Raw genomic sequence first — 14,754 nt, forward strand, 5'->3', positions numbered from 1 at the left:
TGCGATTTTATCGGCAGACGACAACAATCATCCCTCTTGTTTCATGCGTTTTTCTGCCTCTGCCCTACTGTAAATACAGCCACAATAATTTTGACGGTAAAGGTCATATTTCTTTGAATATTCTATTGACTTTAAATATCCACCTTTCTTCTTAAAGTCTGATACGAGATAATTTATACCATATTCCTGTTCAAGTTTAAGACCTATCTCATTTAATTTTCCGGCATTCTTATGCGGACTGATAGACAATGTAGTAGTAAAATAGTCAAAGCCGTGCTTTTTTGCATATATGGCAGCTTCTCTCTGTCTTAATTCATAACACTTAAAACATCTGATGCCACCCTCAGGTACATCCTCAAGTCCTTTTGACATATCAAAAAAAGTCTGCGGATCATATTTTCCTTCCTCAAAACATATCTTATTTTTTACCGGAAGTTCACTTATCAGTCTTTTTTGTTCATTTACTCTCTTCTGATATTCTTCTAAAGGTGAGATATTAGGATTATAATAAAAAATAGTTATCTTAAAATATTCTGCAAGGTAACTAAGACAATAACTGCTGCAAGGTGCACAACAACTGTGCATAAGAAGTGTTGGCGTCTTATTATCTTTTTGCAATTTTTTTATTATCTTATCCAGTTCAAGCTGATAATTTATCTTATTCATTTTCTTTTTCATCAACTCCTCTTAAATCATCAAAACAGTTAGTGTCCCTCTATGGTACAAAGACCGATAATAATATGGTATTATGGATAACTGATTTCGTAAGTCCGATATTATCAAATACAGATGATGGTATCACCGAAAACAAAAACATACAGATGACATATATTATCATAAAATCCACGAGAAATCCTGCAACCGCCCCGCCGACCTTATTTACAAATCCGATTACCGGAATATGGTCTATCAGCTTAAATATTTTTATAAGTCTTCTGAAAAAATACCTTACAACAAAAAATATAAGCATAAATATAACCGTATATGAAAACGCCTCGGTCACACTGAGTATGCCACCCTTTACAAACTGTATATCAGGGGATATCTGCTGTGTTATAAGTTCAGCAATATAAGGGGATATCATCTTTGACAACATCCCCGAGAAAACATATGAGATGACTACAACTATAAGACTTGCCACTTTCATGACAAGTCCCTGGTGCCAGCCACTCACAATAGATACCATAAATACAAATGCTAATACCACATCAATTATCGTTCCGATTTCCATTACATCAAAACATCTGCCATGTCATAAAGACCTGCAGCCTTTCCTTTGATAAATTTAGCTGCGGTAACAGAACCCTTTGCAAATACGGCTCTTGAATATGCCGTATGTGAGAATGTAACAACTTCATCTGTTCCCGCAAATATAACATCATGTTCTCCGACTATAGTACCGCCTCTTACAGCCGAGATACCGAGTTCTTTTTTGTCACGCTTCTGTCTTACTTTAGAACGGTCATATACATATTCATACTGTCCGCCCATCTCATCATTGATGGAGTCTGCAAGTGCAAGTGCCGTACCTGACGGTGCATCAAGTTTCTGGTTGTGATGCTTTTCAACTATCTCAACATCAAATCCCTCTGTTGCAAGTTTTTTTGCAGCTTCTTTTACAAGCTTTATTAAAAGATTTACACCAAGTGACATATTTGCTGATTTCAATACAGCTACTTTTTTACTTGCTTCTTTGAGATAATCAAGCTGTTCATCTGACAAACCTGTTGAGCATACAATAATAGGTACCTGCTTGTCCACTGCGTAATCCATTCTCTCCTCAAACCCGTTTGCAGATGAGAAATCAATGATTGCATCAGCTTTTACATCGCAGTCTTTTATATCAGTAAAGACGGGGTATGGATTTTCTCTGTTGTTTACTATGTCAATTCCGGCAACTATCTGTGCTTCGTCATCCTTTGCAACTATATCTGTTATCATCTGACCCATGCGGCCGTTACATCCTAACATTATTATGTTTGTCATTTTATCCTCCATTTTTTAAAAGGGCAGACCAAATGACCTGCCCGTTTTTATCATTATTTCCAATAATATCTTGCTTATACATATTTTTCACGGGTGTTTATGTTTTAATAAATAAACATATATCTGCCTTGAAAAATTATGCAACTACATTAAATCCTGCATCTTTTAATGCCTGTCTGAGGACTTCCTTATGAGCATCCTCCATTTCTGAAAGCGGCATACGAAGTGAGCCTACATTGAAACCAAGCATATTCATTGCTGCCTTTACAGGAATAGGATTTACCTCGCTGAAAAGTGCATGGATGACAGGAAGGAGTTTTATCTGAAGCTCCTGACTTCCCTTTACATCACCTGCCATAAGTTTTGCAACAATATCATGAGTTTCTTTTGGTGCAACATGAGAGAGAACTGAGATAACTCCCTTGCCTCCTAATGCCACGATTGGAACTATCTGGTCGTCATTACCTGAATATACATCGATTCTGCCCTCTGATTCATATATAATGTTTGCAACCTGCGAAAGATCTCCTGACGCTTCTTTTACAGCAACAATATTCTCTACTTCCTTAGCAAGTGAAGCTATTGTTTTTGGCTGGATGTTCACACCTGTTCTACCCTGAATATTGTAGAGTATCATAGGAATATCAACGCTGCCCGCAATAGCAGTAAAATGCTTTTTAAGACCATTCTGTGTCGCTTTATTATAATAAGGAGATACAACTAATATTCCGTCAGCACCAACTCTCTGTGCCTCTTTGGATAAATAAATCGCCGTGTCAGTGCAATTTGAGCCTGTACCTGCAATAACCGGTATGCGCTTCTTTGTCATCTCAACACATGCTTTTATTGTTTCAATATGTTCCTCGTGTGTCATGGTAGATGCTTCGCCTGTTGTTCCACAAACTATTATGGCGTCTGTTCCGTTTTCAATCTGATAATTAACGATGCGCTCCATCTCATCATAGTTTATAGAGCCATCTTCATGCATAGGTGTGATAAGTGCAACACCTGCACCGGTAAAAATAGACATAACTATCTCCTCCTCATCAATTATGTATATAATATTATATTCAAAATAGTTACACTTGTTGTGTACTTTTTAAATCAAATTTATTTCATGAAATTTATTTCATGTCATCTTTCTCAAGATCAAGTTTTGATATGATATTAACATACTCTCTAAGTTCCTCAGGCAGATTTCTTCCTGTAAGCACAAGTCTTGTATAATCATCACGGAGTTCTATCAGCTTTATTATATCCGAAACTTCTATAAGACCAATATCTAAAAGTCCTAAAACTTCATCGAGCACTAATACATCGCACTCACCCGTATCAATGACTTTCTTTGCAAAATTAAATCCATTGAGGATATTCTGCTTTTCCTCTTTTTGCTGTGATGGCAAAAGAAGATCATATGATTCCTCAGATTTTTCAAACCTGAACAGCTTTATGTCAGGTTCAAGTCTTTCAAGGAAATTAAACTCCTCTGCATCCTTTCCCTTAAGAAACTGAATGATTATAACTGATTGTCCGAGACTCGCCGCCCTGATGCACTGTCCTACGGCAGCAGAAGTCTTTCCCTTGCCCGGTCCGTAAAAAACCTGAACTATTCTTTTTCCCATTTTTCCCTCATTTCTTTCCGGATTCTTAATTTAATAATAAGAATGGCCAGATAACGACTTTACAAAATACCATCGTCAACTCTAGCCATTCTATCACATTTATTTTAAAAAATCTACCTTATTTTTTTAATTCCTTAGTCAGTAATGTATGTTATTATGTTTATTATGATTATACCTCTCTATCCTTAACCTCATTTTTCTTAGTTTCGTCAGAAACTTTTAAGCTGAACCTGTCACAAGGTTCATTGATAAATTTTCTTATAAATAAGATTGTCATTCCTCTGAGAGATACTCAAGTTTACTTACTGACACCTCATATGCAATCCTCTTTTCATAAACTTCCTCATCAATCTTTTTCTGATATTCCCTGCTTTGAATCCTGCCCCAGAGCTGAACATGTGCACCAACTTCAAACTGGTCTGCATATCTTGCATTTCTTCCCCAGCAGATACATGGAATATAATCTGATTTGCCATACGGTCTGTTTACTGCAAGCAATACATCTGCTATCTCTCTGCCAAGAGGTGTTTTTCTATATACCGGTTTCTTACATACATATCCGTCAAGGAATATGTGGTTAGGATTTTGTTCTCCCTCCGGAATTTCAACAAATGATACCTCTCTTGCAAAAACTGATAAAACAAGTCTGTTCTTAGTCTCCTCATGTCTGTTATAGGATCTGAACTGACCGCTTGCCTGTAAGATACATCCCTTATAATCGCCCTTAACATCCATAAGTCTGTCTGATACCATAACCGGAATAATATCACATGAATCGCTGAGTCTGCTTACCGCTATGTTCACTAAGAAAAAATTCTCACCATAGATTTCATGGCTGAAAGTAAAATCACTTACAACTTCTCCTGCAATAGTTACCTGGTTATTCGTAAACACTTTATCCAACATATTTTCTTTTCCTCCATTATTTTGCAGGTGTGTTATGACCCGCTTGTATTTTGTTTTAATAAATTATATGACATTTTATCTTTTTTAGAACAGTAAATTCCCCCTATCTCCCTATTTAAGTATATCATTTTTCGACATCTCTATTATAAAATACATCTTTTTTACAAAAATATCCATATATTTTTGATATTTTAAAAGATAATAACTATTTTACACTATATTATTCTCTTTTTGATTACATTTTTGTTAATTTTTATATCTTGTATATAACGACTTTTTTCGATATAATAAATATCTGTGAACTTTTTTGTATGAAATTTTAATAATGGAGGCAATATAATGAATATTAAACGCGAGGATATAAGAAACATTGCTATCATCGCCCATGTAGACCACGGTAAGACTACATTGGTAGATGAGCTGCTCAAACAGAGTGGTGTTTTCCGTTCTAATCAGGAAGTCGCTGAAAGAGTAATGGATTCAGGTGATATAGAAAGAGAACGCGGTATCACTATCTTATCTAAAAACACTGCTATCACATATAAAGATACTAAGATTAACATTATTGACACACCGGGACATGCTGATTTTGGTGGAGAAGTTGAGCGTGTACTTAAAATGGTAAACGGTGTTGTACTTGTAGTCGATGCCTTTGAAGGTGCTATGCCTCAGACTAAATTCGTTCTGAAAAAGGCTTTAGAACTTAATCTTCCGGTTATTGTCTGCATCAACAAAATAGACCGTCCGGAAGCACGCCCTGCCGAAGTTGTAGATGAGGTGCTTGAATTATTCATCGACCTTGATGCAAGCGAGGAACAGCTTGACTGCCCATTTATCTATGCTTCAGCAAAAGCAGGTATCGCATCTTACAGTATGGATGAAGAAGGAAAAGACATGGTTCCTCTCTTTGAGACTATTCTTGACTACATCCCTGCCCCTGAGGGTGATCCTGATGCCGGAACACAGGTGCTTATCAGCACTATTGACTACAATGAATATGTAGGTCGTATCGGTATCGGTAAAGTGGACAATGGAAAAGTCAGCGTAAACCAGGATGTTGTTATCGTGAATCATCATGATAAAGACAAGATGCAGCGTGTAAAGATAAGCAAACTTTATGAGTTTGACGGACTTAATAAAGTGGAAGTCAAAGAAGCAGGTATCGGTTCTATCGTTGCCATCTCAGGTATTGCAGATATTCATATCGGAGATACTTTATGCTCTCCTGAAAATCCCGTAGCAATCCCATTCCAGAAGATTTCTGAGCCAACAATAGCAATGCATTTCATAGTAAATGACAGCCCGCTTGCCGGTCAGGAGGGAAAATTTGTCACTTCAAGACATCTTCGTGACAGACTTTTCAGCGAATTAAACCATGATGTAAGTTTAAGAGTTGAAGAAACTGAAAATACTGACAGTTTTAAGGTTTCAGGCCGTGGTGAGCTCCATCTTTCAGTACTTATCGAAAATATGCGCCGTGAGGGTTATGAATTTGCCGTAAGTAAGGCAGAAGTTCTCTATAAGACAGACGAACGCGGCAAAAAGTTAGAGCCTATGGAGCGTGCTTATATTGATGTTCCTGACGATTTCTCAGGAAATGTTATCCAGAAGCTCAGCAACCGTAAGGGTGAACTTCAGGGAATGTCATCTATTGGCGGCGGATTTACAAGACTTGAGTTCCTCATCCCATCACGAGGACTTATCGGTTACCGTGGTGAGTTTATGACAGACACTAAAGGAAATGGTATTCTCAACACAATGTTTGAAGAATACGGTCCATATAAGGGTGATATTGCATATCGAAAGCAGGGTTCTCTTATCGCATTTGAGTCTGGCGAGACTGTTGCTTATGGATTGTTCAGTGCCCAGGAGCGTGGTACTCTCTTTGTAGGACCTGGTGAAAAAGTTTATGCCGGTATGGTTATCGGTCAGAATGGAAAGGCAGAAGACATTGAATTGAATGTATGCAAGACAAAACATCTTACAAATACACGTTCTTCTTCAGCAGACGATGCACTCAAGCTCATTCCTCCAAAGAAGTTAAGTCTTGAGGAAGCACTTGAATTTATTGATACAGATGAATTACTTGAGATTACTCCTGAAAATCTTCGTATCCGTAAGAAAATACTTGATTCAACACTTAGATTCCGTTCTAAGAAAAATACAAAATAGTAAGTGCATCAAATTTAAAATGAGTACATTTGTACTCGTTATCCCATAAATTCCATATATTTCATAACAAAACAAGCCGGAAATCATTAAATTTGATTTCTGGCTTATTTTCATTAACCTTATTTTATATTTTACTTATTTAGTTCTCTTCATCTGCTCCACTATCATTATCGTCATCACCGGTATCCGTACTCTCCTGTGTCGGCTGCGGTGTCGGCTTGCTTGTTGCCTTAGGCTTGCCTGTTGCACTGACTTTATTTTCTTCATCATTTTTGTTATCAGAAGATTTCTTTTTTATCCGCACTTTAACCTTAGGCTGGCTGATTATTTCACATTCATCTCCCACATCACACTGAAGTCTTATCGAATATGTTCCGTCATCAAGTCCACGGCAGTTTATATATGGATTTACGGTCTTAGTATTAAGTTTTTTAAGTTCTGAAGCAGTTCCCGCAACCATTATATATATATTAGACAAGTCTGATTCCGGTATAGCTTCGTATCCGTCTTCCAGCCCTCCGAATGTTATGTCACTCAATGCAATCTGTATTTTTTTCTTAAACATTTGTTCTATGACTATCTTGATAGATACTGTTGAATACTCATCAAGCACTGTAACATTTTCAGGCAGATAATCGCTTACCATAATATCCTGTTCGAGTTTTCTTGAACCGCTGTTCATACCTGATATTTCAACCGGAATCAGAATCGCACTTATATTAGAAAGCACTCTTGGGCGTCCTGCTATCTCAACTTCCTTAGGCAGACAGTTTGTCTCGATATAACGATAACCCTCTGCCGGCTTTCCGATTATCTTCACTTTCACAGGAACTTTCTTTATCTCTAATACACTTGCACTGACCTTTACGGTATCATAGCTGAAAGTCAGCGTACTTGATGTAATCTTGTTTCCATCTGAGTCATATGCCGCCGGTGTAAGCCGTTTCGTAAAATCATCAGATACATTGCTTACATTAAGATAAACATTAACTGTTTTTATCTGATTTATTGCTGATTCTCCTCCGGATACTTCTATCATATTTGGCTTTGCAATACACTCGCCTATACTATATCCTTTCTGTGGATTTCCTTCCGTAATAACATTGATCTTAACCTGTTTGCTCGCTCTGTCCTCCAGCGATACTTTAAGAACCTGATCACACTCTAAAGTCACCTCTGACGAAACATTCACCATAAGCGATGGTTTTATCGCAACTGCATTTACTGCAGAAAGATCAGAAAGATCCGCCGTAGCTTTTATATCAGATGCCTCTAATTTATCTACAACACTTTTTTTGCCTCGTACTTTGACATTTGCTGTATTGCCGTCGATTACTTCATATACCTTGTTTACCGATTGAAGTGCACTTTCGTTTATTGTCTCTACATTTACACTGAATGTTCTCGTCTTATACGGATCATCAATATTTATGATTATCATCCATATGATCATTGCCAGCAAAACAGAAACAATTTTTATGCCAAGATTTTTCAAATAAATACTCTTTGTTTCTTCTTTCATAATCAACCCCCGATTTAGTTTTGCTTTGATTTCTTTGAATGAAAATTAATTCTGAATCGTTTCTTTGTCTCAGATGTATTACCTTGCAATTCATCTATCTGCTTTCTGAGAAGATCACCATCTACATTTCTTAAAAGCTTTCCGCCTATGGCAACAGAAATCTTACCTGTTTCCTCCGAAACGATTATAGTAAGGCTGTCACTTACCTCACTAATGCCAACTCCTGCTCTGTGTCTTGTACCGAGTTCTTTAGACAACCCAAGATTGTCCGATAAAGGCAGATAACAGGTTGCCGCCACTATCCTGTCACCCCTTATTATAACGGCACCATCATGAAGCGGTGTATTATGTTCAAATATATTTATAAGGAGCTGGGAACTTATTGCCGAATCCAGATTTATACCTGTTCTTTCATATTCAGAAAGTACAATATCCTTTTCAAGTATTATAAGTGCACCGGTCTTTACATTAGCCATCTCTACCGTGGCACGAATAATCTCATTTATGGACTTGTCCGAAAATCTTTTGTTCTTGTCTTTCTGCTCGTCAAAAGGAACGATAGAACGAACGATATTTTTCTTTCCAAGTTCTTCAAGTGCTTTTCTGAGTTCAGGCTGAAACACGATAAGCAATGCTGTGATTCCTATGGCAAGTGTTTTATTAAATATCCATAAAATCACACTCATATCCAAAAGATATGCAATGATATAGCATAAAAATAATATCAATATACCTTTTACAAGTGCCCATGCCCTGGTTTTTTTAACCCATAAACTCACATGGTATATAGTAAACGCTATTATCAATATTTCTAAAATGTCAGTCAAGCCAACTTTTGGAAAAGATAATACATAAAAATACTCTTTAAGTAATGAAAATACAGCCTCCATTGTTCCTCCATGTCATTTTAATCGCTTTTTATGATATATATTTTATATCTATTTCTCTTTTTTTTCAATATTATTTATATATTCATCATCAAGTGATACCGTAAAATCAAAATTATGGTCAAAATCTTCACCTGCTGAATCATTATGTTCTTCATTTTCTTTATTTGTTTCCGTAATATTCTGAGAATCGTCATGATGTCTTATAAAATTATGAGCATTGTATCTTTTGACATTTTTATCAGCTTTAGTAATATTATTTTTGGGAACTGCCCTCACATAATAATAATACTCATCATCTTCAAACTGTAGATTTTCCACGCCTGCATAATTTAGCGAAAGTCTGAAAAGCTGCACCAGCCATACAAATACAACAGACAATATCATTGTTATAAAAAATCTGAAAACATTAATATTTATATCCATAAAAAAGTTCATAAACAAAAGCAATATTGTATTTAAAAAACCTCCGCTTATGATTGCTATTTCAAAAGAATAGTCTATTTTTGAATTTCTGATAAAATAAACAAATATTGTAACTATTGAAAAAACAATTAGTATTATATAAAGTTCTTTATCTTTAAATGTCTGTTTCAGCACAAGGTGGTAAAGATTGATGCTGTCTTCGGTGGAGGTACTTACAACTGATATAACATTTTGTAAATAATGATAGACTATCACACCTATCGACTCAGGTATTATTGCTATCGGATCTGCAATAATACCAAGCAGTATCGGAAGTATGTACGGTGCCCCAAATGAAGAAAGTACCGGCATTGACAAAATAACATATCCGTCCTTTGGTATAAATCTTACATACACAAAATACAGGATTGCAAAAAATATAGCTGTGACAAATGCAAGATAATGTGAAACATATAGTATATGCAATGTTATAAAAACTGCTTCAAAAAACAACAATATCTGTGCAGGAAACACCACTGAAACAGCAGAAAAAACGAGTTCCGTGTATGTATGGTCAAGATACGGATTAAATCCAATTACACGGTTTGTCGCAAAAAATGTAATAAATGCTGCTAAAAACCGCAATATTACATTTAATACGGCAGCATATTTCTGATAAAATTTTTGAATATAATCCCTAATTTCCAGCAGTATTGACATCCTCTGTCTCCTTCCCGTCCTCAGCATAAATTTTCTTTAATTTTAGTACATTGTCATAATATTCTTCCAATATCCTGTGCTCATTTTCATATTTTTCCAGGTAATGTATCCTTGATATCAGCACGCATAGAAAAAATAACAGTGCATATGAAAACAGCATAACCATTCCAACTGTCAGATAATCAATCACAACAAAATTCAGCAGTATATAATTTATATTATAAAATATTATGAGAAAAAACAACAACAAATATGCTATAGTATAACTCCATAATACAGCAAGTACATGACTGCGGACATAATCCTTTTTAAAGAACTGCATATTTTCCGTAATCTCACTGCCATATTTTTTTTCCTCTCTTGCCATTGCCGTCATTATTCTTACTTTGTCTTCATTTACCATTTTTAATACCTTTCAATTTTATTTTGAATATATTATATCAATATTTTTTCCGGACATCTCACTTTTAATACTTATCAAAAGTACCACAACTATTTAAGGCGTTCTCTTGTCTTTTCCTCAAGCCATATTTTCTCATCCTCACTTAAAAACGGTGATATTTTTTCATATACGGCTTTGTGATACCTGTTTAACCTGCAAACATCACTTTCAGTCATATATCTTACATCAATAGCATCCCAGTCAAACGGGACAAATGTAAGATTTTCAAATCTCATAAACTGTCCATAAGGTGTTTTCTTATCTTTAAGGCACAAAATAAGATTTTCATGACGGATTCCAAATCTTCCCTCCTGGTAAAAGCCGGGCTCATTTGAAGTTATCATACCCTCTTCAAATACTGCATATGGCAGTTTTTTATTTCTCATCTGCCAGCTTATTCCGTTTGGTCCCTCATGAACATTTAAAATATATCCGACACCATGTCCTGTTCCATGATTAAAATCCATTCCATGCTGCCACAAAGGCTCTCTCGCTATGGCATCAAGCTGTGTTCCCGTCATTCCATATGGAAATCTTGCTGCTGCCAATCTCAAATGAGCAGTCAACACAACAGTATAAGCTTTCTTTTCTTCCTCTGTTAGCTTTCCCAGAGGAAATGTCCTCGTTATATCGGTAGTTCCCTCTATGTAATGTCCACCTGTATCCGAGAGTAGAAAACTTCTTGGTTCGAGAACCGCATTTGACTTTTCTGTTGCAGAATAGTGAACAATCGCACCGTGCTCGGCAAATGCCATGATAGGCGTAAAAGAAGCTCCCAGATAACCGTCCTGCTCACACCTAAACTGTTCAAGTTTCTCAGCAGCACTTATCTCAGTAATTTTTTCTTTTCCGACATTTTTTTGCAGCCAGTACATGAATTTTGTAACCGCAGCTCCGTCTTTTATATGGGCTGCTTTCTCATTTTCATATTCGCACTTTGTCTTTACTGCTTTCATTAAAATAATAGGACTTTTTTTATTTAACACGAAAGCATCTGCCGGTATGCACATTTTTGTGCAATAATTCGAGTTAGCATAGTCAAGTTGTATTTTACTGTTTTTATCAATTTTTTTCAACTCATCATAAAATATGTCGTAATCTCTTACTTCTACATTGAGTTCTTTAAGATAACTCAAAATTCCATCATCAAAAATCTCATTGGCAGCATATAAGACCGCTCTATCCCTAAATATCATCATATACGAAAGAAATACGGGATTACAAAGCACATCATTTCCCCTAAGATTTAAAAGCCATGCTATCTGATCGAGTGCTGATACAATCAAAGTATCAATACCATTCTCACTCATCTTTGCACGTACATTTATAAACTTTTGAGAGGAATGTAAACCGGTATATTTTTCATCGAGCTTCCAGACCTTTTCTTTAGAAAGCATTGGTCTGTCCTTCCAAAGCTCACCAACAAGATCAATATCATACTTAAATGTTATATTCTTAGAAGACACCTTGTTATATATTTTCTCGGCAAATGCTGTAGTTAATGTTCTGCCATCAAAACCAATCCTGTCACTATCTGAAAGTTTATCATAAAGATATTCCTCAATCGCAGGTACACCCGTCTGAAACATCTTCATAAGCTTTATCGTACTCCCTGAAAGCTCATCCTCCGCCTGCAAAAAATATCTGCCGTCAGTCCACAATGCAGCTTCATCATAAAGTATGACTAAAGTTCCCGCCGAGCCTGTAAAACCTGACATATATTCTCTTTCCTTAAAATAATCACCGGCATACTCTGAGCCGTGATAATCTTCCGTGCAAATAATATATGCCTGCACATTATTTGCTTTCATTTTATTTCTAAGATTTTCAAGTTTTTCTACTACGGTTTTCATTTTACAAATTCCTTTCAAGCTTATACCTATTATACCTATATTCACATCTTGAGATGTTTTAATATCATTTTCTTTAACTGTTCCTGTCTAACAGGCTTAAATATCCAGTCGTCCATTCCTGCAGCAATATATTCATTTTCAACTCCCTGAATGGCATTTGCCGTCAATGCGATTATTCTTACATTTTTTCCATCTCCACCGGGAAGTTTTCTTATTCGTTTTGTCGTTTCCACTCCATCCATCTCCGGCATCATATGATCCATAAAGATAATATCATATTTTCTTCCATACTTATACGCTTTTAGTATCGCTTCTCCACTCATAAATGTTTCTATCTTGACTTTAAAATCCTTTAACAATGCGGCTTCTATCCTGAGATTTACTTTATTATCATCAACAAGTGCAATATGCACATTGCTGAGATCAAATTCGCCATCCGTATTCCTTGTCTCTTTAAAAACAATATCATACATCTGCTCGAAAATACACTCTCTGACTTTAAGTATATCAACCGGTTTAACTAAAACATTCCTTTCTTTATACACCGATTTATCTTTGACATAATCGGCTATTGCGATAGTCCTGAACGGAAGCTTCAAAGCATCTATTTTTTTCTTTATATTGTATGAATACAGCAATATCGTTTTCATGCTATTTGGATTTTTAACTGATATTTTTTCAAGCTGGCTTATCTTATGTACCAGTATTACTGATATTCCAAGCTGTGAAAATATTTTGCTGATATGCCATTTCAGTTCATACTCATCAGTATAAAGATATACTTTATAATCAACAGCCTCACTGACATTAGGCAGCTTTTCAAGTTCGATGTATTTTTGCATAATATTTATTTCAAAACTGCTTCCAAATCCATACTCACTTGAAACTGATATATCACCGTCTAAGAGTTTTGCAAGTCTCTTCGACAGTGCAAGTCCGATGCCTGTTCCCTGTGCTTTTCTGTCTACTCCGTCATCAACCTGACTAAAACTTTTGAATAGTTTTTTCATATCAGCAGGCTTTATTCCGATTCCGGTATCTTTTACCTTAAATGTTATCTTTATGTTTTTTTCGGTAAATGTATTGAAGGATATATCTAATATTATTTTTCCTTTTTCAGTAAACTTAGATGCATTACTGAGGATATTCTTTAATATAGAATATACTTTTTCATAATCTCCATACAGTTTCTTTGGAATATTAGCACCTATATTAACCTCAAAATCAATATCCCTGCCTGCAAGCTGTTCCTCCATATAGTCTTCTGCATTACACAGCAGCGTCACAAATTGGTATTCAGATTCATTTATACCAATTTTTCCCGAATCTATCTTAGAATAATTTAAAAGATCATCAACTATTGAAATAAGTTTTTCGCTGGCAGATCTTATTGTTTTCACCGAATCATCCTGTGTGCTATTAAGGTTATCCTTTTCAAGAAGCTCCGTCATGCCGTAAATCGCATTTAGCGGAGTCCTGAGTTCATGCGATATATTTGCAAGAAATGATGATTTTGCTGCATTTGCAGCTTCGGCAGCTTTTCGTGCCACCTTTTCTTTTTCATTTGCATCACGCATCATTTTAGGATGTACCAGCGTAAGCTGTATGATAAATGCACTTATCGCCATAGCCGCATCAAGTAAAACATATCCTCCTACAAACATCTGTATATACAAAAATGCAATGCAGACGATTAAAAAAAACGATGAAATAAACTGATAGTAAAATCCGAGATGTTTTCCCTTAAACCATATTATAAATGAGGCACTTAAAAGATAAAAAACTGACACTGCCACAACACCAGGCATAAGTATCCCCCTGTGATAGCCATGCTCTGCCGAATATATATATACCCATTTTGTAAAAGGTGAGACCGCTAACAAAAGCTGTACTAATACTGCTGGCATGAGCCATATATATTCTTTTTCAGGCATTTTTTTATATTTGCCTGTTATTGTTATGACAAACATACAATAAATTGGTGCAACAAAATGAGTTGCAGCAAAATTTACCCACATAAAGATATAGTTCAACCATACATTTTCTTTAAAATATATGGATACTACCATTCCACTCAAAGCATCTGCAATACTGCTTATAAATCCAAACAAAAGAAATAATCTAAACAGTCTTACCTCAAGATTGCGTGCCTGTGGGATAAAATAATTATATACAAGAAGAATAACTAATACAACGGCAGCCGCTATATCATATTCATATTTAAATGTCATATATATCC

At 35.7% G+C, this 14,754-nt stretch carries 13 protein-coding genes; 1 reads left to right on the top strand and 12 read right to left on the bottom strand.

The window, feature by feature from the left end; genetic code table 11:
* Positions 1–27 precede the first annotated feature (27 nt).
* The 6 genes from DW721_RS05365 to DW721_RS05390 form a co-directional block, all read right to left on the bottom strand.
* A complete protein-coding gene (locus DW721_RS05365; RefSeq protein ID WP_118499015.1) occupies positions 28–666 on the bottom strand; it encodes an epoxyqueuosine reductase QueH in 639 nt (212 codons plus the stop codon).
* 49 nt (positions 667–715) lie between these two features.
* A complete protein-coding gene (locus DW721_RS05370) occupies positions 716–1,231 on the bottom strand; it encodes a CvpA family protein (protein WP_055941813.1) in 516 nt (171 codons plus the stop codon).
* Positions 1,231–1,986, bottom strand: a complete 756-nt coding sequence (gene dapB / locus DW721_RS05375; protein ID WP_118498903.1) for a 4-hydroxy-tetrahydrodipicolinate reductase — start codon at positions 1,984–1,986, stop codon at positions 1,231–1,233. The genes DW721_RS05370 and dapB overlap by 1 nt, the downstream gene beginning before the upstream one ends.
* 136 nt (positions 1,987–2,122) lie before the next feature.
* Positions 2,123–3,016: a 4-hydroxy-tetrahydrodipicolinate synthase gene (dapA, locus tag DW721_RS05380; protein WP_022014010.1), complete on the bottom strand. Its 894-nt coding sequence runs from the start codon at positions 3,014–3,016 to the stop codon at positions 2,123–2,125.
* A 94-nt stretch (positions 3,017–3,110) separates the two neighbouring features.
* Complete coding sequence (locus DW721_RS05385; RefSeq protein ID WP_022014009.1) at positions 3,111–3,608, bottom strand: cob(I)yrinic acid a,c-diamide adenosyltransferase; 498 nt, start codon at positions 3,606–3,608, stop codon at positions 3,111–3,113.
* Between the two features lie 273 nt (positions 3,609–3,881).
* Positions 3,882–4,514, bottom strand: a complete 633-nt coding sequence (locus tag DW721_RS05390) for a single-stranded DNA-binding protein (RefSeq protein WP_118745074.1) — start codon at positions 4,512–4,514, stop codon at positions 3,882–3,884.
* A gap of 339 nt (positions 4,515–4,853) precedes the next feature.
* Here DW721_RS05390 and typA point away from each other — a divergent pair, with 339 nt between their 5' ends.
* Entirely contained in the window at positions 4,854–6,686 is a 1,833-nt protein-coding gene (gene typA, locus DW721_RS05395; protein WP_118745075.1) for a translational GTPase TypA, read from the top strand.
* Between the two features lie 139 nt (positions 6,687–6,825).
* Here the strand turns inward: typA and DW721_RS05400 are convergent, their stop codons facing one another.
* The 6 genes from DW721_RS05400 to DW721_RS05425 form a co-directional block, all read right to left on the bottom strand.
* Positions 6,826–8,208 carry a CdaR family protein gene (locus tag DW721_RS05400; protein ID WP_118745076.1) on the bottom strand — a complete coding sequence of 461 codons (1,383 nt, stop codon included), beginning with the start codon at positions 8,206–8,208 and terminating at the stop codon, positions 6,826–6,828.
* 14 nt (positions 8,209–8,222) lie between these two features.
* Complete coding sequence (gene cdaA, locus DW721_RS05405) at positions 8,223–9,098, bottom strand: diadenylate cyclase CdaA (protein WP_022014004.1); 876 nt, start codon at positions 9,096–9,098, stop codon at positions 8,223–8,225.
* Positions 9,099–9,146: 48 nt separating this feature from the next.
* Positions 9,147–10,220, bottom strand: coding sequence for a hypothetical protein (locus DW721_RS05410; RefSeq protein WP_118745077.1), 1,074 nt, complete (start codon positions 10,218–10,220; stop codon positions 9,147–9,149).
* Positions 10,198–10,623: a hypothetical protein gene (locus tag DW721_RS05415; protein WP_055941791.1), complete on the bottom strand. Its 426-nt coding sequence runs from the start codon at positions 10,621–10,623 to the stop codon at positions 10,198–10,200. The genes DW721_RS05410 and DW721_RS05415 overlap by 23 nt, the downstream gene beginning before the upstream one ends.
* 89 nt (positions 10,624–10,712) lie before the next feature.
* Positions 10,713–12,515, bottom strand: a complete 1,803-nt coding sequence (locus tag DW721_RS05420) for an aminopeptidase P family protein (protein WP_118745078.1) — start codon at positions 12,513–12,515, stop codon at positions 10,713–10,715.
* A 41-nt stretch (positions 12,516–12,556) separates the two neighbouring features.
* Complete coding sequence (locus DW721_RS05425; protein WP_118745079.1) at positions 12,557–14,746, bottom strand: ATP-binding protein; 2,190 nt, start codon at positions 14,744–14,746, stop codon at positions 12,557–12,559.
* Between the last annotated feature and the right edge of the window lie 8 nt (positions 14,747–14,754).

The organism is Clostridium sp. AM27-31LB, assembly GCF_003480745.1.
Lineage (GTDB): Bacteria > Bacillota > Clostridia > Lachnospirales > Lachnospiraceae > Butyribacter > Butyribacter intestini.

Bases quoted from the DNA above. Each gene is read 5' to 3' on its own strand.
- DW721_RS05365 (WP_118499015.1), bottom strand. From the start codon at position 666: ATGAATAAGATAAATTATCAGCTTGAACTGGATAAGATAATAAAAAAA.
- DW721_RS05370 (WP_055941813.1), bottom strand. From the start codon at position 1,231: ATGGAAATCGGAACGATAATTGATGTGGTATTAGCATTTGTATTTATG.
- dapB (WP_118498903.1), bottom strand. From the start codon at position 1,986: ATGACAAACATAATAATGTTAGGATGTAACGGCCGCATGGGTCAGATG.
- dapA (WP_022014010.1), bottom strand. From the start codon at position 3,016: ATGTCTATTTTTACCGGTGCAGGTGTTGCACTTATCACACCTATGCAT.
- DW721_RS05385 (WP_022014009.1), bottom strand. From the start codon at position 3,608: ATGGGAAAAAGAATAGTTCAGGTTTTTTACGGACCGGGCAAGGGAAAG.
- DW721_RS05390 (WP_118745074.1), bottom strand. From the start codon at position 4,514: ATGTTGGATAAAGTGTTTACGAATAACCAGGTAACTATTGCAGGAGAA.
- typA (WP_118745075.1), top strand. From the start codon at position 4,854: ATGAATATTAAACGCGAGGATATAAGAAACATTGCTATCATCGCCCAT.
- DW721_RS05400 (WP_118745076.1), bottom strand. From the start codon at position 8,208: ATGAAAGAAGAAACAAAGAGTATTTATTTGAAAAATCTTGGCATAAAA.
- cdaA (WP_022014004.1), bottom strand. From the start codon at position 9,098: ATGGAGGCTGTATTTTCATTACTTAAAGAGTATTTTTATGTATTATCT.
- DW721_RS05410 (WP_118745077.1), bottom strand. From the start codon at position 10,220: ATGTCAATACTGCTGGAAATTAGGGATTATATTCAAAAATTTTATCAG.
- DW721_RS05415 (WP_055941791.1), bottom strand. From the start codon at position 10,623: ATGGTAAATGAAGACAAAGTAAGAATAATGACGGCAATGGCAAGAGAG.
- DW721_RS05420 (WP_118745078.1), bottom strand. From the start codon at position 12,515: ATGAAAACCGTAGTAGAAAAACTTGAAAATCTTAGAAATAAAATGAAA.
- DW721_RS05425 (WP_118745079.1), bottom strand. From the start codon at position 14,746: ATGACATTTAAATATGAATATGATATAGCGGCTGCCGTTGTATTAGTT.